Origin of the sequence: Parapedobacter composti, from assembly GCF_900112315.1 — a bacterium.
Lineage (GTDB): Bacteria > Bacteroidota > Bacteroidia > Sphingobacteriales > Sphingobacteriaceae > Parapedobacter > Parapedobacter composti.
The window spans coordinates 36,443-54,837 of sequence record NZ_FOLL01000014.1 but is presented as its reverse complement, the minus strand read 5'-3'; the positions used below and the strand labels follow the sequence as shown (position 1 = coordinate 54,837).

Genomic DNA, 18,395 nt, shown 5'->3' with positions numbered 1-18,395 from the left:
GCTTTTTTATTTTTATCCTGAAACCGGTATCCGTTTATTCATTTGACGGTGCGGCGGCCGGGGTTGATCCACTGATTCCCAGTTTAGCTTTTACATCGGCTGTGAGGTCGTCTCCGCCGGCAAAATAAGCAAGGCCCGGATTGGCGATGTCAAACACGTAGGCGTAGCCCTTCTCTTTGGCCACGCTCTGCACAGCAGTGTTTGCCTTTTGGAATATCGGAGCGAACAATTCTTCTTGTTTTTTCTGCAACTCTTGCTGCGCAATTTGCTGCACTTCCTGCATCCGCCGATCCATCTCCTGCAGTTCAACGGTTAGGGTCTGCAATTTAGCGTCGATGGAATCTTTGTTGGCTTCACTGCGGTTCCGTTGCAGCTCCTGCGCCTGAAGGAGCTTCTTCTGGGCTTCGGCGCCCATTTGCTGCAGCTCATCTTCCTTGGTTTTCTGCAGGTTTTCGAACTCCGTATTGGCCGTCTTGAATTCCGGCATGGATTGGATGATGTCATTGGAGTTCACGTGTCCAATCTTTTGTTGTGCGCTGACAAGTCCGGTTGATAGAAACAGCACGGCAACCACCACTACACCTTTAAACAGATTTTTCATCTTATTGTTCATCTTGATTTTACTTATTGTTCGGGGTATTCCCTTTTTTTTGTTGTTGACTATTATGGATTTGTTATACTATTGTTACACATTGAACGATTGCGGCGCAATGATACGAAACGGATTAGTTTTCTGCAAGAGAAGGATCGGGCTTGTACCCTAAACGCCTTATCACGTCATCGCTTTTATCGAGCCGTGGATTGGCGTAGAGGAAAGTGACCTCACTGCCTTTATCCAGTATGATGTCTAAGCCCTGGTCTGTAGCAACCGCCTGTATGGCCTGCGCCACCCGTTCCTGGATGGGCTGGATAAGCTTTACCCGCTCCTGGAAGAGGTCGCCTTCAAACCCGAATTTCTGGCGTTGGAACTCCTTGGCCTCACGTTCTCTCAGCACGATTTCATCTTCCCGCTTTCTCCGCATTTCCTGGCTTAGCAGCACCTGGTCTTCCTGGTATTTTTTATACAACTTTTCGATTTCCGCGAAGCGGTTGTCCACTTCCTCCTGCCATTGCACAGACAGTGCGTCCAGCTGCTTTTGCGCAGCGATGTACTCGGGGATGTGTTTCAGGATGTATTCGGTATCTACATAAGCAAACCGTTGCGCAAATGCGGCCGACGAAGCTACTATCGACAACGCAACGACACCTATTATTTTTTTCATGGTCATCATATTATACTGTTGTGAATTAACATAACTACAAAAGTAATTCCATTTTTGATAAGTTGGCGAATTAGTTAAAGCCGCCCATCTGCTGCATGATGCTAAAGGTAAAGTTTTGGCGCCATGTGCTCGACGGTACCCCCGGTATGGGGTCAAACGCATGGCCGTAATCGATGCCCAGCAATCCGAAGATGGGGAGGAAGATGCGTGCACCCACTCCTACGGAACGGCGTACCTTAAAGGGATTGAAGTCGCGGAAATTATTCCAGGTATTACCACCTTCGGCGAAAGCCAACACGAACACCGTAGCCTGGTCGTTCAGCATCACGGGATGCCGGAGCTCCAGCTGGTATTTGTTATAGATGGGGCTGCCGGAATTACGGGCAATGTTGACATTAGCGCCGTCCGGTATTACCATCCCGTTCGCGTAACCGCGCATAGCAATAATTTCAGAACCCTGGAGGAAATCAAAGCCCATCATGCCGTCGCCACCCAGTTTAAACCGTTCGAAAGCCGACTGCCCCGTAACGCTGCTATACGTGCCCAAGAAGCCGAACTGCGCCTGGGCCTTTAGCACCAGTTTGCCGGTAATCCGGGTAAACCATTGCGAGTCGAATTTCCATTTGTGGTATTCTGTCCAGCGATAGAACTCACTGTGAGGTGCAGTAGGATAGTTAATGTTGTTGAACAGCGAATAAGGCGGGGTCACCTGCACGGTAAACCGCAGGTGTGATCCGGATGTCGGATAGATGGGCGCGTCCACCGAGTTGCGGCTGATTTCCTGTGTAAGGTTGATATTGTAAGACGTACCGTTTTCAAACAGGAAGCCGGGATAATTCTGCAGCTTGTATTGCTGGAAGCTGGCCGAATAATTGACCTGGAAATAGTTGTCCGGCCATTGCAGGCGTTTACCCAAGCTTACGGTAACCCCGTTCATCCAGATCCGATTCAATTCAGAGTCTCGTACAATCTGCCGGCCCGTCAAGAAATCAAATCCGCCGAACGATGATGACGATGTAAAGGCACTCACCCCGAAATAAATGGGCTTTTTTCCGCCCAGCCAAGGTTCGGAAAACGAGAAGCTATACGATTGGTAGCGTTTCCCGCTGGTTTGCCCACGAATGCTCAACCGTTGGCCATCGCCCCTCGGAAGGGGCTTCCAGGCACTTTTATCGAAAAAGTTGCGGGTAGAGAAATTGTTGAATGACAAGCCCAGGGTGCCAATGACCTGTCCGGCACCGAAACCGCCGGAGAGCTCCACCTGATCAGATGGTTTTTCCGCTACCTGGTATTCGATATCCACCGTCCCCTCCGCGTGGTTGAGGTTGGTGGGCACAGGGTTGGTCTTCTGTTCGTCAAATGTGCCCAACTGTGCGATTTCCCGTGTGCTCCGCATCAGGAGTTCCTTGGAGAATTTCTGTCCCGGTTTGGTATAGATGGAGCGCAGTAACACGCGGTCGTTGGTTACGTCGTTGCCCTTCAGGATGATTTTGTTAACCGTGTATTGCGCTCCTTCATAGATCCGTAGGTCCAAATCAATCGTATCGTTGTAAATTCTCGTCTGCACCGGATCTACGGTGAAGGTGAGGTAGCCGTCATTGAGGTAAAGCGAAGAAATGTCATCGCTGTTACGGGTGGGACCCATTAGTTTCGTGTTCAGCTTTTCCTCGCTGAACACTTCACCTTTTTCAATGCCGAGGATAACGTTCAGGATGGAATCCGAATATTTGGCGTTTCCTTGCCAGGTGATGTTGCCGAAATAATATTTGGGGCCTTCATAAAGGTCGATGTCGACAATCACATTCCGGTCGTTATATTTATAGAACGTGTCCTTGAGGATTTCCGCATCGCGGTATCCGCGGGCGTGCATTTTACTGATTAAATTTTCTTTGGCCTCTTTGTATTTTTCTTCCTTGAATTTGCCCGGACCGGTAATCCGCCACCAGGTGCGCTGCCGTACCCCCTTAAAAAATTTACGGAGCTGGCGCTGCGAAAAGTCCTCGTTGCCCGTGAAGTTGATGCGGTGGGCGCGTACCTTCCGGTTGCGTTCTACATTGACCACCAGAATTTGGTTATTAGCCTGCGTCGTGTCCTTCACCGGCGCCATGGTAATTTCAGGATACAGGTATCCCTTTTCGCTCAGGTAGCGGGTGATGGTATTCCGGGTGGTGTTCATCAAATTTTCATTGACGATTTTGCCGGTGTTTTCGTTCAGTTTTTTGCGTACTTCCTCGGTTTGGGTTTTGCTTAGCCCCTCGATGTCTATACGGGTAAGCCGGGGCCGCTCCTCCACGTGGATGTTGAAGAAAATCGAATCGCCCTTTATCGCATCGGCGTAGAGTACCACTTCGTCAAACAAACCCTGGGCCATCAGGTTTTTGACCACACCCGAGGTGGCGTCGCTCGGCACCTCTATCCGGGAGCCCACTACCAGTTTGGATATCGTAATCAGCACATCGTTGTCAAGGTATTGGGTGCCGCTTACGGTTACCCCTCCGATGATGTAATTCTGGGGGTTGAGGTAGCTGAACACCTCGGAGTCATCCACAGGTATACCGCGTTGTTGGGCAATGGTAGGGTTTACTGCCAAAAGGGTAATAACTGCAAAAAAGAATATTCGCTTCATCTATCTATTTTATCGCCGCTAAAGTACATTAAACAGTTGTTAATTTTTGTTAAAAGGTGATTTTTTGGGTTAGGCTCCCTATTTCGTCAATTGTTCGCTGGTCAGGCCGAAACGGCGTTCCCGCTTTTGGTAATCGGCGATGGCTTCAAACAGGTCGGTCCGCCTGAATTCGGGCCACATCTTTTCGGTGAAGTACAATTCAGCATAAGCAAGCTGCCATAGGAGGTAATTGCTGATGCGTTGTTCGCCGCTGGTACGGATCAGCAATTCCGGATCGGGCATGCCGCGCGTAGCGAGGTGCTGGGCAAATGTGGTTTCGTCAATCTCATCGGCCGAAAGGGTGCCTGCCTGCACCTGCCGGGCCAGTTGCCGTGCCGCTTCCGTGATTTCCCAGCGGGCGCTGTAACTGAGGGCCAGCGTAAGCGTGCAGTTGGTATTGCCTGCGGTTTTCTCCATCGCTTCCTGTAAACGGCTGCGGCATTTATCGGGCAGCTTGCCAAGATCGCCGATGGCATGGAGTTTTACGCCATTTTCCATGAGGGTTTTGGTTTCTTTATTGATGGTATTTACCAGCAATTCCATCAGCGCGGATACCTCCAGTTTTGGCCGGTTCCAATTTTCCGTTGAGAATGCATAAAGCGTAAGGAATTTGATGCCGATTTCTACGGCTCCCTCAACGGTATCGCGTACGGCGGCCACGCCGTTCTGGTGGCCGAATACCCGCAATTTGCCCCGCTCTTTGGCCCACCTACCGTTGCCATCCATAATGATGGCAACATGCTGGGGTAGCTGTGCCATGTTAATCGTTTCCTTGATATCCATCCGTTTATATTGGGGCAAAGTTAGTATAATTTTTTTTAAGCGCGCTTATTGCCATTCGGGGCATCCTCCTTTGAAGAGGGTATATGACAGGGTAATCCCGATGGTCATAAATGAATCATAGGGCCGCCCGTCACCGCGTTGCGCACCCGGCACAGCAATGGGTGAGCCCCGGTAGGCGAGGTAATCCCAATCGGCCCGGCTTATGGAAAGCGATGGCGGGGGCGACATGGGGTAATTGCCGCCCACGTCGTCGAGGTAGTCTGTCAGCGCCAGCCGGTATCCCAGCTCAACACCCACTGACCACGGCCCCCGGAGGTTGTATTTAAAGCCCGCACCGAATGGCACGGTAAAGGCGTAACGTCCGTAGGGGCGGGGGTTGTCTTGTTCATGGTATTCCGTTTGCATGTCCCTGAGGTTTACCCGTTCATATTCGCCGTTGGCCGGCCCAGGCAGCCACCATTTGGGATTGAAAGCAATGCCGCCAAACCCCGCAAAAATATAGGGCGTATAGACGATTCTGCCGCGTTGGGGCAGCCATTTGAAAAAATTGAAATCCAGCAGCAGAGACGCCTCGGCAATGCTGCCGAAAAAACCAAGGTTACGCGCTTGCCGCTGCGCTATCCGCGAGTCACCGTCATAGGCATACGTGTTTGCATAGGCGAAGTTGCCGCGCAAGCCCCAGGTGTGGTTAATGTTATATTTAACGAAAGCGCCCGCCGACCAATCGTTGAAGGCCAAGGGATTTTCAGGATTCAGATCGCCCATATAACCCGAGCCACCGCCCTGTATCCCGAACTCCCACTCCTGTGCATCAGCGGCGGCAAGCCCAAAAAAGGCAACAAGCATTATCAGTTTACGAAGCACCGTGTTGTGTGATGTTTAATTTGTAAAGATAGGATATTTTGTTGAATGGTGGTTGTTGAATGGTGGCTGCTCAATAATTCCGGGCATCCAGGCCCCACAGCAGTTTGTTGCGTAAATTGGCGAAATAACTGTAATTTTTTAAACGGATCAGGTTTACCTGATAATGCGCTTTGGTAATCTGCAGCCGGATGTCGGTAGACAGCGCCGTGGTTTGGGAGTCGCACGACAGCAGGAATTTCCCGCTGCGGCTTTCGATTTGCAAATCCACGGTCATGTCATCTGAAACCACAACGGGCCTGACGTTGAGGTTGTGCGGCGATATGGGGGTAATGACGAAATTACCGCTTCCCGGCGTGATGATAGGGCCCCCGCAGCTCAGCGAATAGGCCGTAGACCCTGTGGGGGTGGCTACAATGATACCATCTGCCCAATAGGCATTCAGTAGTTCGCCGTTGAGGTGCGCGGTCACGGTAATCATTGCCGAGCTGTCCGACTTGAACAGCGTGATGTCGTTAAGTGCAAAATGGTTTCCGTCGAACAGCGCAATCTGATCGGATTGCACAGCCAGTAATGTCCGTTTCTGAATATTGTATTCGCCCACCAGGATGGCTTCTATTGAGGGGACGATGTCATCTTTGCCGATGTCGGCCAAAAAGCCCAATCTCCCGAAGTTGATGCCCGCCACCGGTAGGCCGGAATCGCCCACGATGGACACGGCGGCCAGCATGGTGCCATCGCCGCCCAGGCTCAGCATAAAGCCGATGTCTGCCGGCAGTTGGGGGTAATGGGTATAAGTATGCCAGGATTGCGGGTAATTGATTTGTTGCCCGAGAAAGTTATGGAAGCCTTCATAAATCCACAGTTCGGCGTTCTGCGCAGCCAGGAGGTCAAACAGGCGCTGAACATAAGGAATGACTGATGGATGAAACTCCCTTCCGTAAACCGCAATCTTCATAGTTGTTACATGTTGATATAATTCATCAGTTGCTCATAGCGGTCGCGGGAATTATCGTGATTGTTTTCCTCGTTATAGGTGGCTTTCACGGTATAGTCATGCCTGAGGAAAGCCGCAGTAATGGATGAAATATCGGTTCTGTTCACTTTAACGGTCACCTCCAAACGGGAAGAATCCGAGAATGCCCGCACGTAGGAATTTAAGATTTGTGCGTTTTCAGACTCCACGATGTGGGCAATGTGAGACAACGCATTGTCGCGCTGGCCCATTTCCAGTACGATGATGCCGCCGGGTTGCTGTATGCCCATGGCCTCGTTGAGGGCCATAATCAGCTCAAGGGGGGTAATGGCCCCCAGGTAATGATGTTGTTCGTCCAATACGGGAAGCACGTCCAGTTGGTGTATCCGGAAAAAAAGCACGGCATCGTAGATATGCTGGGTACGGTAGACATGGATTTGCTGGTACGTGATATTTACCCCACGCAGGCTATTCCCCGGATCCGGTAAGCCGGAGAGGATTTCATAAGATACGAGGCCGAGGTAAAGGCCGTCCTTCACCACGGGCAGGTGGGTAAGCCGTAAATCGGCCATCCGGTCCAGCACAAAACGTATGCTGTCTGACGGGCTGACCGCATAACTGCGTTCCGTTATGATTTGACCTGTGTTCATGTCTTGTGCCTCCTTATTTGGTTAAACAACCAAAACGGCTAACCGTTTAACCGGTTGGCCAAAATTACTGGCTTTATATGATATCAACGATTATTTTACATTATTTTTTCGCGGATTACCGATTCGTAGAAGGAATAAAACAGCGCGATGACAATATCAGAACTTTTCCTACTTTTGGCTGCTGAATTATTCTGGAGGCTTTCCATGAGCGGAAAAAAGCCGGTGCCGGGATTTTCGGTGGAGGCAAGATTTGGAAAATAAAGAAAGATATATCGTCGTCAGGGATGTCATCCGGCGAAAAAACCCGAGGTTGCTCCGCTGGATGCCGAGGTTTGTTTTGCGTTATATCGAGCGCATCGTACATGAAGACGACATTAACCGGATTATGGCCAGCATAGGCCATTTGCATGGGCTGGATTTCGTAGATGCGCTAATCGAAGAACTGGGCGTGAAGGTTGAACTCCGCGGAGCGGAAAACATCCCCCGCGAAGGCGGTGTGATTTTCGCTTCCAACCATCCACTGGGTGGGCTGGACGGCATAGCCTTTATGCATGCCCTCGGCAAATACCGCCGGGACATCAAGTTCCTGGTAAATGATATCCTCCTGAACATCAAAAACCTCGAACCCTTGTTTATCGGAATAAATAAGCACGGTATCCAGGGAAAGCGCGGACTGGAACAGATTGAAGAGGCCTATGCGCAAGATCACGCGTTGCTGGTATTTCCGGCCGGACTGGTATCGCGCAAGCGGGCCGGGAAGATTGCTGATCTGGAATGGAAGAAGAGCTTTATCAGCAAAGCGAAAAAATATCGGAAGGACGTTGTACCCGTCTATATCGACGGCAGAAATTCGAGCTTTTTTTATAACTTTGCACGTTTCAGGGAATTCCTTGGCGTCAAGGCGAACATCGAGATGTTTTACCTTGCAGATGAAATGTTTGCGCAGAAGAACAAAAAAGTAACAATATGTATAGGAAAACAGATTTCTTATACCTATTTTGACAGCTCCAAGAGTGAAAAGGGGTGGGCTGAGGAAATGAAGAAAGTGGTCTACGACTTAGCTCCTGAAAACTAACTATATGCAAGAAATAATCGCACCTATTAACCGTAATCTTATAAAAAAGGAGCTTACGCAAGAGGTATTCGTCCGCTATACGAACAACGGCAACAATGAAATATACCTGGTAAACCACCATAATGCCCCGAACACGGTGCGCGAAATCGGTCGGTTGCGCGAGCTTACTTTCCGGGCAGCGGGAGGGGGAACGGGGCTGGCCCTGGATTTGGATGACAACGATACCTGTTCGGATGCTTATGACCAATTAATCGCCTGGAATCCGGAAGACGAGGAAATCATCGCGGGATACCGGCTCATTAAATGCAGGGACGTGGGCGTGAACAGCCAGGGCGAAATCAACCTGTCCACTGCCCATTATTTTCATTTTTCGCAGAAGTTTATCCGTGATTACCTGCCGTATACCATTGAGCTGGGGCGTTCGTTCGTGCAGCCGAAATACCAGCCCAATAAAGACAACCGCAAGGGGCTGTTTTCGTTGGATAACCTTTGGGATGGCCTGGGCGCTGTGGTGAAACTCAATCCGGACGTAAAGTACCTGTTTGGCAAGGTAACGATGTACCCCCACTATAACCGCGAAGCCCGGGATTTGCTGATTTACTTCATGCATCATTATTTTCCCGATCAGGATCGGTTGGTGTGGCCAATCAGACCGCTGGGCTATTTCGGCGACGTAAGCCATTTCCGCGGGCTGTTCGAAGGCTTGGACTATAAGGATGCTTATAAAATCCTGAACGGAAAAGTACGCGCGCTGGGCGAGAACATACCGCCGCTCATCAATACCTACATGAATCTATCCTCCACGATGAAGACATTCGGTACCGCCATCAATGACGAATTCGGCACGGTGGAGGAAACAGGCATCATGATTACCATTGATGACATCTTCGAAAGCAAAAAAGAGCGACATATCTCAACGTATGAACGCGATCGCACCATGGGCAGCCGGAACGTGGATGCCCCCGGGCAGTAGCGAGTAGTGTAACCTGCGAGTAGTAACCTGGGGGCTCTCGGTTTACTGTAAAAGTGCTTTCGCCACCTGCGAGATGGTCCGGCCATCGGCTTTTCCCGCCAATCGCTGGTTGGCCGCGGCCATTACTTTGCCCATATCTTTCGGGCTGGATGCGCCGGTCTGGGCAATGATTTGCCTGACCTCTTCTTCAATTTCTGCTTGGCTCAATTGCTTGGGAAGGTAGCTTTCTATAACGGCCAGTTCTTCCATTTCAATCTGGTAAAGGTCGTCGCGGTTTTGCTGTTGGTAGATGTCGGCCGACTCCCTGCGCTGCTTGGCCAGTTTTTGCAATACCTTGATCTCAGCCTCTTCTGTAAGCGCCTCGGCAGGACCCTTCTCCGTTTTGGCCAAAAGGATAGCCGCCTTGATCGCGCGGAGGCCACGGAGCCGTGCATTGTCTTTGGCCAGCATGGCCGATTTGATATCCTGGTCTATTTTGTCTTGCAGTGCCATGTCGTTGTTTTTATGGTGTTCAAAGGTACTAAATTATTTTTTTCGTATCACGGTCGTTGCGTTGGCCTGTGCCGTGGGCATGATAAGCATGTCATTGACGTTGACATGACCTGGCCGGGACACGGCGAACCAGACCGCTTCTGCAATGTCCCCGGCCATTAATGGCTCGAGATTTTCATACACCTTGGCCGCGCGCGCTTCATCGCCCTTGAAGCGCACCGTTGAAAACTCGGTTTCTACCATGCCCGGGTGGATGGCAGTCACCCGGATGCCTTTATCCAGCAGATCAATGCGCATGCCTTGGGTCAGCGCATCCACGGCATGTTTGGTGGCGCAGTATACGTTGCCGTTTGGGTATACTTCCTTGCCGGCGATAGACCCGATATTGACGATATGCCCACTCTGGCGTGCCACCATGATGGGCGATACCGCTCGGGTGACATACAGCAAACCTTTGACATTGGTGTCTATCATCCGATCCCAGTCGCCGATATCTCCGGCATGGATGGGGTCAAGCCCCTGGCTGAGTCCGGCATTATTGATAAGCACGTCTACCTGTTGCCATTCACCGGGCAGGTTGCTGAATGCGGAAAACACCTCCCCCGCATCGCGCACATCAAGCGCGAGCAGATGGGTATTGACCCCATATTCGTCTTCTAATTCAGCAGCCAAGGCTTCCAGGCGGTTAATACGGCGGGCTGCAAGCAGCAAATCAAACCCCTCGCGCGCAAATACCCTGGCACAGGCTTCACCGATGCCCGCACTTGCCCCCGTTATGAATACTGTTTTTTTAGCCATTTTATTTAAGATTTGAGATATCAAACCGATCACCCACCACCGATCACCCACCACCGACCACCGACCCCCACCAACTACTCAAAAAACAGGCTGATCTGGAAATTCCGGAGCATCAGCCGCTGTATGGGGTGGTTATACATATTCGGTTCCCGTGCATCCAGGAGGTTGCCGATGCTTTGCACCCACCTGACCTCGGGCGACATTTTAAAGAAATCGAAATACAGGTCGAAACCAATGCCCGCTTCGTATGAAAAATAACCGGGTTTGGTTTTTAATAACTTATCTACCGGGGGATTGCCAGCATCATCATACCGTTTGCCGGATACCACGTTTATCGAGTACTTGCCGCCGCCGATGAGGTATCCGCGGTAGTTGCCCTTCCGGTCGGATTTAAATTTAAGCAGCAGTGGCAGGTCAATGTAGGATGCCCGTACCAAGGCCGTCAATTGCTGTTCATGGTTACCCGTGCCCAATGGCGTGTAACGGTAATCCACCGTTTTATTGGAGAACGCCAGCGTGGGGGTAAACCGGAGGTTGGTGTTTTCCGTAAGCTTCAGATCGGCCAGCAACCCCAGTCCGACGCCTTGGTAAACCGGCGAGGATACACCGTAAAGCGAGTCGGCGGTCCATGACCCATCGGGTGTCACGAACGGAGCTTGCCAATCGCGTTTTAAGGCAATTTTGTAGTCGGCACTGATGTGATGGAAACTGAAACCAAAATGCAGAGGCTCATCATCCACGCCGCCGCCCCAGCGCTGCACCCGTTGCTGGCCGTATACCGGGCAGCATGCCCACAGGAGCACGCCAATGGTATATGCGACGGATGCCCTGTATTTCATTTTGTGCCGATGTAGATGGTGCAGATGCCAAAAGTCTGCGGGCGGCATTCGGTATAACCGAAACCCGCCCGGCGCATGATGGAGGTAAACCGTTCCCCGTCGGGAAACTGTGCTACCGACTCGGGAAGATACGTATAAGCCCGGCTATCTTTGGAAAACAGCCTGCCGATGAGCGGCAGGACGCGGGTTGAGTAAAAGCCGTAGAGCTGTTTTACCGGAAATTTCCTGGGGTTGGAAAACTCCAGGATAACGGCTTTGCCTCCCGGCTTCAATACACGGCACATATCGGCGAGCCCTTTTTCCAGATGTTCAAAGTTACGGACACCGAAGGCAACCGTCACCGCGTCGAAGGTGCCGTTGTCAAACGGCAGGTTTTCCGAATCGCCCAGCAATACCTCAAACCGGTTTTGAAGCCCTTTTTTCGTGATCTTTTCCCGGGCCACCTCCAGCATTCCCTGAGAAATGTCCACGCCGGTGATTTTCCGGGGATTCAGGATCCTGATGGCTTCCAGCGCGAAGTCGCCGGTGCCTGTGGCTACATCGAGGAGGTGTTGCGGGTTAACCGCTTTCAGTGCACGGATAGCCTTTCTCCGCCAGATGATATCAATGCCGAACGACAAAAAATGGTTAAGGAAATCGTAGGTGCCCGAAATGTTGTCAAACATATCGGCTACCTGCTGTTTTTTCCCCGCGTCGGTGTCGCCGTACGGCTTTACTGTCTCGGATGTCGTCATGATAACGCAAAGATAAGGTTTATGGTTGATGATCCATCCCCGCAGCGGTATTTATGCGGAAATTCCAGCACGTTTTTTGCTTATCTTCGCGCAATGAATCAACATCGGTCAAAGTTATCAACATCAGTGGAATTGGCTGGCTTCCAACGGCCGGCTTGGGTTTCCAACATTTTTTGCACAGCCGATGTTGAAAAGCTGGCAGGCTAATTGGGCTTGTTTCAAGCCGAAAGGTCTGCTGAAATGGCGGCTGTGAAAATGCTGTTCAGAACTTGGCCAACGGTGGCCCGGTGAAAATCCATACCTTTGTTCTGCTTAGTTTTGGAAGGGATGCCGCCGATGCTTAATTAATAAACGAATAAGGAAACATGATGACTAATGAGAACGAACAGGCCTCCGGCCGGGGCAACGCGTCTTCACGGGGTTCGTACGCCGAACGGCGTACGCGGTTGAACAACCTGGTGAGCGGCCTAGGAAAAATCCCTCCCCAGGCCGTGGATCTTGAGGAAGCCGTATTGGGTGCGCTGATGCTGGAAAAGAACGCACTCAGCGAGGTGATTGATATCCTCAAACCGGAATCGTTCTATGTAGAAGCGCATCAAAAGATTTTCGAGGCGATATATAACCTGTTTCAGAAAACTTCGCCGATAGATTTGCTCACGGTAACGGCCGAACTCCGCAAGATGGGAGCGCTGGAAATGGTCGGGGGAGCATACTACATCACCCAGCTTACCGATCGCGTGGTGTCTGCTGCCAACATCGAATACCATGCCCGTATCATCTCGCAGAAGTACATCCAGCGGGAACTGATAAAGGTATCCACAGAAATCATCAACAACGCCTATGAGGATACCACTGATATTTTTGATTTGCTGGATCATGCGGAAAAAAGCCTCTTTGATATCGCCCAGAATAACCTCAGGCGTGATACGCGCAAGATGGATGACATCATGCGGGAAGCCGTTGAGGCCCTGGAAACGCTCCGTGACCGTACCGACGGGCTTACGGGCATACCATCGGGCTTTACCGAGCTGGATCGGATGACTTCAGGTTGGCAACCTTCGGATCTGGTGATAGTGGCTGCGCGGCCGGCCATGGGTAAAACGGCGTTTGTTTTGAGCTGTGCCCGCAACGCAGCGGTAGACCATACCAAGCCGGTGGTGGTGTTTTCGCTGGAGATGTCGTCCGTACAGCTTGTAAACCGGCTTATCGCGGGGGAGACGGAAATCGAGCAGGAGAAACTCCGTAAAGGTAGTTTAGCTGACCACGAATGGACGCAGCTCCACTCACGTATCGGCCGGCTTACGCAGGCACCCCTGCTGATTGACGATACACCCGCCCTCAATATCTTTGAATTCCGGGCCAAATGCCGGAGGCTTAAGGCACAGTATGATATTCAGTTGGTTATTGTAGACTACCTGCAACTGATGCATGGCAAGAACGACGGAAAAGGGGGCAACCGGGAGCAGGAAATCGGTAGTATTTCCCGCTCGTTGAAGTCGGTAGCCAAGGAACTGAACATCCCCGTCATCGCACTCTCGCAGCTCAGCCGTGCGGTGGAAAGCCGACCAGGCGGCAGCAAGCGGCCCATGCTTTCGGATCTGCGTGAATCGGGTTCCATCGAGCAGGATGCAGACATGGTGCTTTTCCTTTACCGGCCGGAATATTACGGGCTCACGGAAGACGAGGCCGGGCGCCCCACGGCCGGTGTGGGCGAGGTCATCATCGCCAAGCACCGGAACGGCGAGACCGGTACGGTACAGCTCCGTTTCGTAGGCAAATACGTGAAATTCACCGATTTGGAAGACGACTTTTCGTTTGGCGGTGACGGCGCATTCCCCGATCCCGGATCGTTCTCTTCCGGCATAGCGCCCTCATCTTCGTTTGATCAGCCGGGAAGCATCATCCGGCAATCGCGTATGAACGACATGAATGACGATTCGCCGTTTTGATTAATTACCCGTATCTTTACGCCTCAGTTCAACATATTAGCAAGACAAGAGGAATTAAATTTTGGATTATTTAGCAGGTTTAAACCCTTCGCAGCGGGCCGCGGTAGAGCATACCGAAGGTCCGGTTATGATTGTGGCCGGCGCAGGATCCGGGAAAACGCGGGTAATCACCTACCGGGTAGCCCACCTGATACGCCGGGGCGTGGATCCCTTCAACATCCTGGTGCTTACGTTTACCAACAAAGCGGCCAAGGAAATGCGCGAGCGCATTATGAAGGTGGTGGGCGATGAAGCCAAGAACATCTGGATGGGCACTTTCCATTCGGTGTTCGCCAAAATACTGCGGGTAGAGGCTGAGCATATCGGTTACCCGCGCAATTTTACCATTTACGATACAGACGATAGCAAGAGCCTGCTCCGCAGCATCCTGAAAGAAATGCAGCTGGACGACAAACTCTACAACGCCAGTTTTGTCTATAACCGGATTTCCTCGGCCAAAAACAACCTGATATCCGCACAGGAGTACCTGAGCAGCGAACAGATACAGGCAGAAGACCATTCCAATGGCAGGGGGCAGCTGGGGCAGATTTACATGACCTATACGCAGCGCTGTTACAAAGCAGGGGCCATGGATTTTGATGATTTGCTGTTCAAAACCAACGTGCTCTTCCGCGAACATCCCGATGTCTTGCATAAATACCAGCATAAATTCAAATACCTGATGGTAGATGAGTATCAGGATACGAATTTTTCGCAGTACTTAATCGTGCGCAAACTCGCCGCCATCAATGAAAACATCTGCGTGGTGGGCGACGATGCGCAAAGTATTTATGCCTTCCGCGGGGCCAACATCCAGAATATCCTGAACTTCGAGAAAGACTACCCCGATTTAAAGGTCTTTAAACTGGAGCAAAACTACCGCTCCACGCAGAACATCGTTAATGCTGCCAACAGCATTATCGCCAATAATAAAAACCAGCTGAAAAAGAACGTTTTCTCAGAAAACGAACAGGGCGAAAAGATTAAGGTGTGCAGGGCATTCAGCGATAATGAAGAAGGCAAGATTGTAGCGGAAGCCATTTCGCAGGAGCGGGCGCTGAAGGGATTGGCCTACCGCGACTTTGCCATTTTGTACCGTACGAACGCGCAGTCACGGGCCATGGAAGAAGCCCTGCGGAAAATCAACATCCCCTATAAAATTTACGGAGGCACCTCGTTTTACCAGCGCAAGGAGATCAAAGATCTGATAGCGTATTTCCGGCTTACGTTCAACCCGAATGATGAAGAGGCCATAAAACGGGTAATCAACTATCCCCGCAGGGGCATCGGCGACACCACGGTAGACCGTATCCTCATTGCTGCCGATAAGCACCAGCGCACATTATGGGAAGTTATCAGCCAGGCGCCGGTTTACCTGGATGGCCGCAGTGCGGGCGCCGTGGGGGCTTTTGCCACCATGATTCAGGGCTTCCAGGTTGTAGCAAAGAACCATTCGGCGTTTGATGCGGCTATGCATATCGCCCAGCATTCAGGAATCTTGAAAGACCTGTATGCCGATAAATCGGTAGAAGGACTCAGCCGTTACGAAAATATCCAGGAACTGCTCAACGGTATCAAGGAATTCACCGAACGTGAAGACATCGCTGAGAAAGGGCTGGATGTGTTCATGCAGGATGTGGCTTTGCTGACCAATGACGATAATGACAAGGATCCGAATGCCGATACGGTTTCGCTGATGACCATACACTCATCCAAAGGGCTTGAATTCCCTCATGTGTTTATCGTGGGATTGGAAGAAAACCTGTTCCCGTCACAGTTATCGCTCAATTCGAGAAGCGAATTGGAAGAGGAACGCCGGCTGTTTTACGTGGCCGTGACCCGCGCGGAGAAAAAGCTGACACTCAGCTATGCCACCTCGCGCTACCGTTGGGGCACATTGAACAACTGTGAGCCCAGCCGATTTCTGGATGAGCTGAATCCGGCTTGCCTGGAGCTGGACTTCAGGTCGCGCCCCGCACCTGAGAACGCGGGATCTTTTGCTGATGAACGGCAAGCCTGGGGGCAGCGGGATGTCTTTACCAGGCCCAAACCCAAGGTGATGCCCAAAACCACGGCCATGCTGCCCAAGGCACACACCCCTACGCCGGGCTTCGCGCCATCGGATACGAGTAACCTGCAAGTGGGTATGGAAGTGGAGCATGAACGCTTCGGGTTCGGTAAGGTAATAAACCTGGAAGGCAGCAAAAACGACGTGAAGGCAACAATTTTCTTCAAAGAATTGGGGCAGAAGCAATTGTTGCTTAAATTTGCCAAATTGAGAATCGTATAATTATACCCAATGGAATTTGACTATAACAGCACACGACCCAAACTGATTTTAGCGGAATACGGCCGTAACGTGCAGAACATGGTAGACTATATCTGTTCACTGCCCACAAAAGAGGAACGCAACCGCCACGCCCAGGTTGTCATTGACATGATGGGGTTCCTTAATCCGCATCTGCGCGATGTGGCCGATTTCAAGCATAAGCTTTGGGATCACTTGCACATCATATCAGACTTCAAGATCGATGTGGATTCTCCCTATCCCGTTCCCGAACGGGACGCCATCCATCCCAAACCGGAGCTGCTGGACTATCCGCAGCACCGCATCAGGTATAAGCATTACGGCTATACCATCGAACGGATGATTGAACGGGCGAAGAAAATCGCAGATCCTGAAAAAAAGAAAAGCATGACGCTTGCTATCGCCAACTTTATGAAGATGGCATACCTGACGTGGAACAAAGATTCGGTTGAAGACGATACCATCATTGCCGATCTGCGCGAATTGTCGAACGGCGAATTGCAGCTGGGGCCTGACGTGAGCCTTACCAAGCTCGACTTCAAAACACCGCCGCCGGGCAGCCGTACAAAAGGTGGCAATGTACCGCAGCAGAACGGCAACGGAAAAGGCAAGAAGCAACAAAAGAAAAAGAAAAAACATTGACGGCATTTGAAATATACGGCGGAAAGCCGCTGAAAGGTGAAATCATCCCGCAGGGAGCTAAAAACGAGGCGCTCCAGATCCTGTCGGCCGTGTTGCTGACGGAAGAGGAAGTGACGGTGAGTAACGTCCCGGACATCAAAGACGTGAATAAGCTCATCGAGCTGCTCGGCGACCTGGGTGTGCAAGTGACCCGTAAAAGCAAGGATACCTATGTATTCCGTGCGAAGGATATCAACCTGGATTATTTCAAGTCTCCTGAATTCAAGACCAAAGGCAGCGGCCTTAGGGGATCCATCATGATTGTGGGGCCCTTGCTGGCCCGGTTCGGCCGGGCAGCCATCCCCAAGCCGGGCGGCGACAAGATAGGCCGGCGGAGGCTCGATACCCATTTCCTGGGGTTCGAGAAGCTTGGTGCGCGTTTCCACTACGATCCGGATACGCATTTTTTCAACGTAGACGCAACGGACCTCAAGGGAACGTATATCTTGCTGGATGAAGCATCGGTAACCGGAACGGCCAACGTGGTGATGGCCGCGGTATTGGCCAAAGGCACAACAACCATTTACAATGCGGCATGCGAGCCGTATCTTCAGCAACTGTGCCGGATGCTGAACAGGATGGGAGCTAAAATATCCGGAATCGGGTCCAACCTGCTTACCATCGAGGGTGTCGGGCAACTGGGCGGAACGGAACACCGCATGTTGCCGGACATGATCGAGATCGGCTCCTTCATGGGGCTGGCTGCGATGACAGAATCGGAGATAACCATCAAGGATGTGCATTTCCATGAGCTGGGCATCATCCCCACGGTATTTTCCAAGCTGGGAATACAGTTCGAACTGCGGGGCGACGACATTTATATCCCGTCGCAAAGCAGTTACGAGATCGATACCTTTATCGACGGGTCTATCCTCACGATTGCCGATGCTCCCTGGCCCGGGTTCACACCGGATCTGCTGAGCATTGTGCTGGTCGTGGCCACACAGGCCAAAGGCAACGTGCTTATTCATCAGAAGATGTTTGAGAGCCGGCTGTTTTTTGTAGACAAGCTGATAGATATGGGGGCGCAGATTATCCTCTGCGATCCGCACCGGGCGACGGTGATCGGCCTTAACAAAGCCTTTAAACTGCGCGGCATTGAAATGACATCGCCCGATATCCGGGCGGGGGTGTCACTGCTGATTGCCGCCCTGTCGGCCCAGGGCAAGTCCGTTATCCATAATATCGCGCAGATTGAGCGGGGATACCAGGACATCGGGCAGCGCCTTCAGGCATTGGGCGCGTCCATCAAACGCATCGATGCGAACCCGCAGTCACTGGCGCTTTAAAACAATTTTCCTCATGGATTG

General features: G+C 51.5%; 17 protein-coding genes. 6 read left to right on the top strand and 11 right to left on the bottom strand.

The features are described 5' to 3' along the window. Positions 1 to 34: 34 nt before the first annotated feature. The 7 genes from BM030_RS14120 to BM030_RS14090 all read right to left on the bottom strand — a co-directional run bounded on the left by BM030_RS14120 (position 35) and on the right by BM030_RS14090 (position 7,197). Entirely contained in the window at positions 35 to 601 is a 567-nt protein-coding gene (locus tag BM030_RS14120) for an OmpH/Skp family outer membrane protein (RefSeq protein WP_090974309.1), read from the bottom strand. Between the two features lie 124 nt (positions 602 to 725). Beyond that, complete coding sequence (locus BM030_RS14115) at positions 726 to 1,262, bottom strand: OmpH/Skp family outer membrane protein (RefSeq protein WP_090974308.1); 537 nt, start codon at positions 1,260 to 1,262, stop codon at positions 726 to 728. Positions 1,263 to 1,332: 70 nt separating this feature from the next. Then, positions 1,333 to 3,888 carry an outer membrane protein assembly factor BamA gene (bamA, locus tag BM030_RS14110; protein ID WP_090974252.1) on the bottom strand — a complete coding sequence of 852 codons (2,556 nt, stop codon included), beginning with the start codon at positions 3,886 to 3,888 and terminating at the stop codon, positions 1,333 to 1,335. A gap of 78 nt (positions 3,889 to 3,966) precedes the next feature. After that, the gene (locus tag BM030_RS14105) at positions 3,967 to 4,710 is read right to left on the bottom strand and encodes an isoprenyl transferase (RefSeq protein WP_090974251.1); all 744 of its coding nucleotides are present in this window, start codon (positions 4,708 to 4,710) and stop codon (positions 3,967 to 3,969) included. Between the two features lie 45 nt (positions 4,711 to 4,755). Then, on the bottom strand, positions 4,756 to 5,556 hold the full coding sequence (gene porG / locus BM030_RS14100) for a type IX secretion system protein PorG (RefSeq protein WP_090974250.1): 801 nt from the start codon (positions 5,554 to 5,556) through the stop codon (positions 4,756 to 4,758). 88 nt (positions 5,557 to 5,644) lie between these two features. After that, entirely contained in the window at positions 5,645 to 6,529 is an 885-nt protein-coding gene (locus BM030_RS14095; protein ID WP_090974249.1) for an NAD kinase, read from the bottom strand. Positions 6,530 to 6,534: 5 nt separating this feature from the next. Further along, positions 6,535 to 7,197, bottom strand: coding sequence for a CBS domain-containing protein (locus BM030_RS14090; protein WP_090974248.1), 663 nt, complete (start codon positions 7,195 to 7,197; stop codon positions 6,535 to 6,537). A gap of 250 nt (positions 7,198 to 7,447) precedes the next feature. Here BM030_RS14090 and BM030_RS14085 point away from each other — a divergent pair, with 250 nt between their 5' ends. Both BM030_RS14085 and BM030_RS14080 read left to right on the top strand, forming a co-directional pair. After that, positions 7,448 to 8,272 carry a lyso-glycine lipid O-acyltransferase GlsA gene (locus tag BM030_RS14085; RefSeq protein ID WP_244518961.1) on the top strand — a complete coding sequence of 275 codons (825 nt, stop codon included), beginning with the start codon at positions 7,448 to 7,450 and terminating at the stop codon, positions 8,270 to 8,272. A 4-nt stretch (positions 8,273 to 8,276) separates the two neighbouring features. Then, the gene (locus tag BM030_RS14080) at positions 8,277 to 9,245 is read left to right on the top strand and encodes a glycine N(alpha)-acyltransferase GlsB (protein WP_090974247.1); all 969 of its coding nucleotides are present in this window, start codon (positions 8,277 to 8,279) and stop codon (positions 9,243 to 9,245) included. 42 nt (positions 9,246 to 9,287) lie between these two features. Here the strand turns inward: BM030_RS14080 and BM030_RS14075 are convergent, their stop codons facing one another. The 4 genes from BM030_RS14075 to ubiE all read right to left on the bottom strand — a co-directional run bounded on the left by BM030_RS14075 (position 9,288) and on the right by ubiE (position 12,108). Next, on the bottom strand, positions 9,288 to 9,737 hold the full coding sequence (locus BM030_RS14075; protein ID WP_090974246.1) for a GatB/YqeY domain-containing protein: 450 nt from the start codon (positions 9,735 to 9,737) through the stop codon (positions 9,288 to 9,290). 33 nt (positions 9,738 to 9,770) lie between these two features. Continuing rightward, complete coding sequence (locus BM030_RS14070; protein WP_090974306.1) at positions 9,771 to 10,535, bottom strand: SDR family oxidoreductase; 765 nt, start codon at positions 10,533 to 10,535, stop codon at positions 9,771 to 9,773. 74 nt (positions 10,536 to 10,609) lie between these two features. Next, a complete protein-coding gene (porT, locus tag BM030_RS14065) occupies positions 10,610 to 11,374 on the bottom strand; it encodes a type IX secretion/gliding motility protein PorT/SprT (RefSeq protein WP_170845745.1) in 765 nt (254 codons plus the stop codon). Further along, positions 11,371 to 12,108: a bifunctional demethylmenaquinone methyltransferase/2-methoxy-6-polyprenyl-1,4-benzoquinol methylase UbiE gene (ubiE, locus tag BM030_RS14060; RefSeq protein ID WP_170845744.1), complete on the bottom strand. Its 738-nt coding sequence runs from the start codon at positions 12,106 to 12,108 to the stop codon at positions 11,371 to 11,373. Before ubiE ends, porT begins: the two co-directional genes overlap by 4 nt. Before the next feature lie 368 nt (positions 12,109 to 12,476). Between ubiE and dnaB the strand changes: the two genes are divergently transcribed. From dnaB to murA, 4 genes are all read left to right on the top strand, one after another. Continuing rightward, positions 12,477 to 14,057 (top strand): replicative DNA helicase, encoded by a 1,581-nt coding sequence (gene dnaB, locus BM030_RS14055; RefSeq protein ID WP_090974243.1) that lies wholly within the window; start codon positions 12,477 to 12,479, stop codon positions 14,055 to 14,057. A 61-nt stretch (positions 14,058 to 14,118) separates the two neighbouring features. Beyond that, positions 14,119 to 16,386, top strand: a complete 2,268-nt coding sequence (locus tag BM030_RS14050) for an ATP-dependent helicase (RefSeq protein WP_090974242.1) — start codon at positions 14,119 to 14,121, stop codon at positions 16,384 to 16,386. Between the two features lie 9 nt (positions 16,387 to 16,395). Then, positions 16,396 to 17,046, top strand: coding sequence for a DUF4290 domain-containing protein (locus BM030_RS14045; RefSeq protein WP_090974241.1), 651 nt, complete (start codon positions 16,396 to 16,398; stop codon positions 17,044 to 17,046). Then, positions 17,043 to 18,374: a UDP-N-acetylglucosamine 1-carboxyvinyltransferase gene (gene murA, locus BM030_RS14040; protein ID WP_090974240.1), complete on the top strand. Its 1,332-nt coding sequence runs from the start codon at positions 17,043 to 17,045 to the stop codon at positions 18,372 to 18,374. Before BM030_RS14045 ends, murA begins: the two co-directional genes overlap by 4 nt. Positions 18,375 to 18,395: the final 21 nt, after the last annotated feature.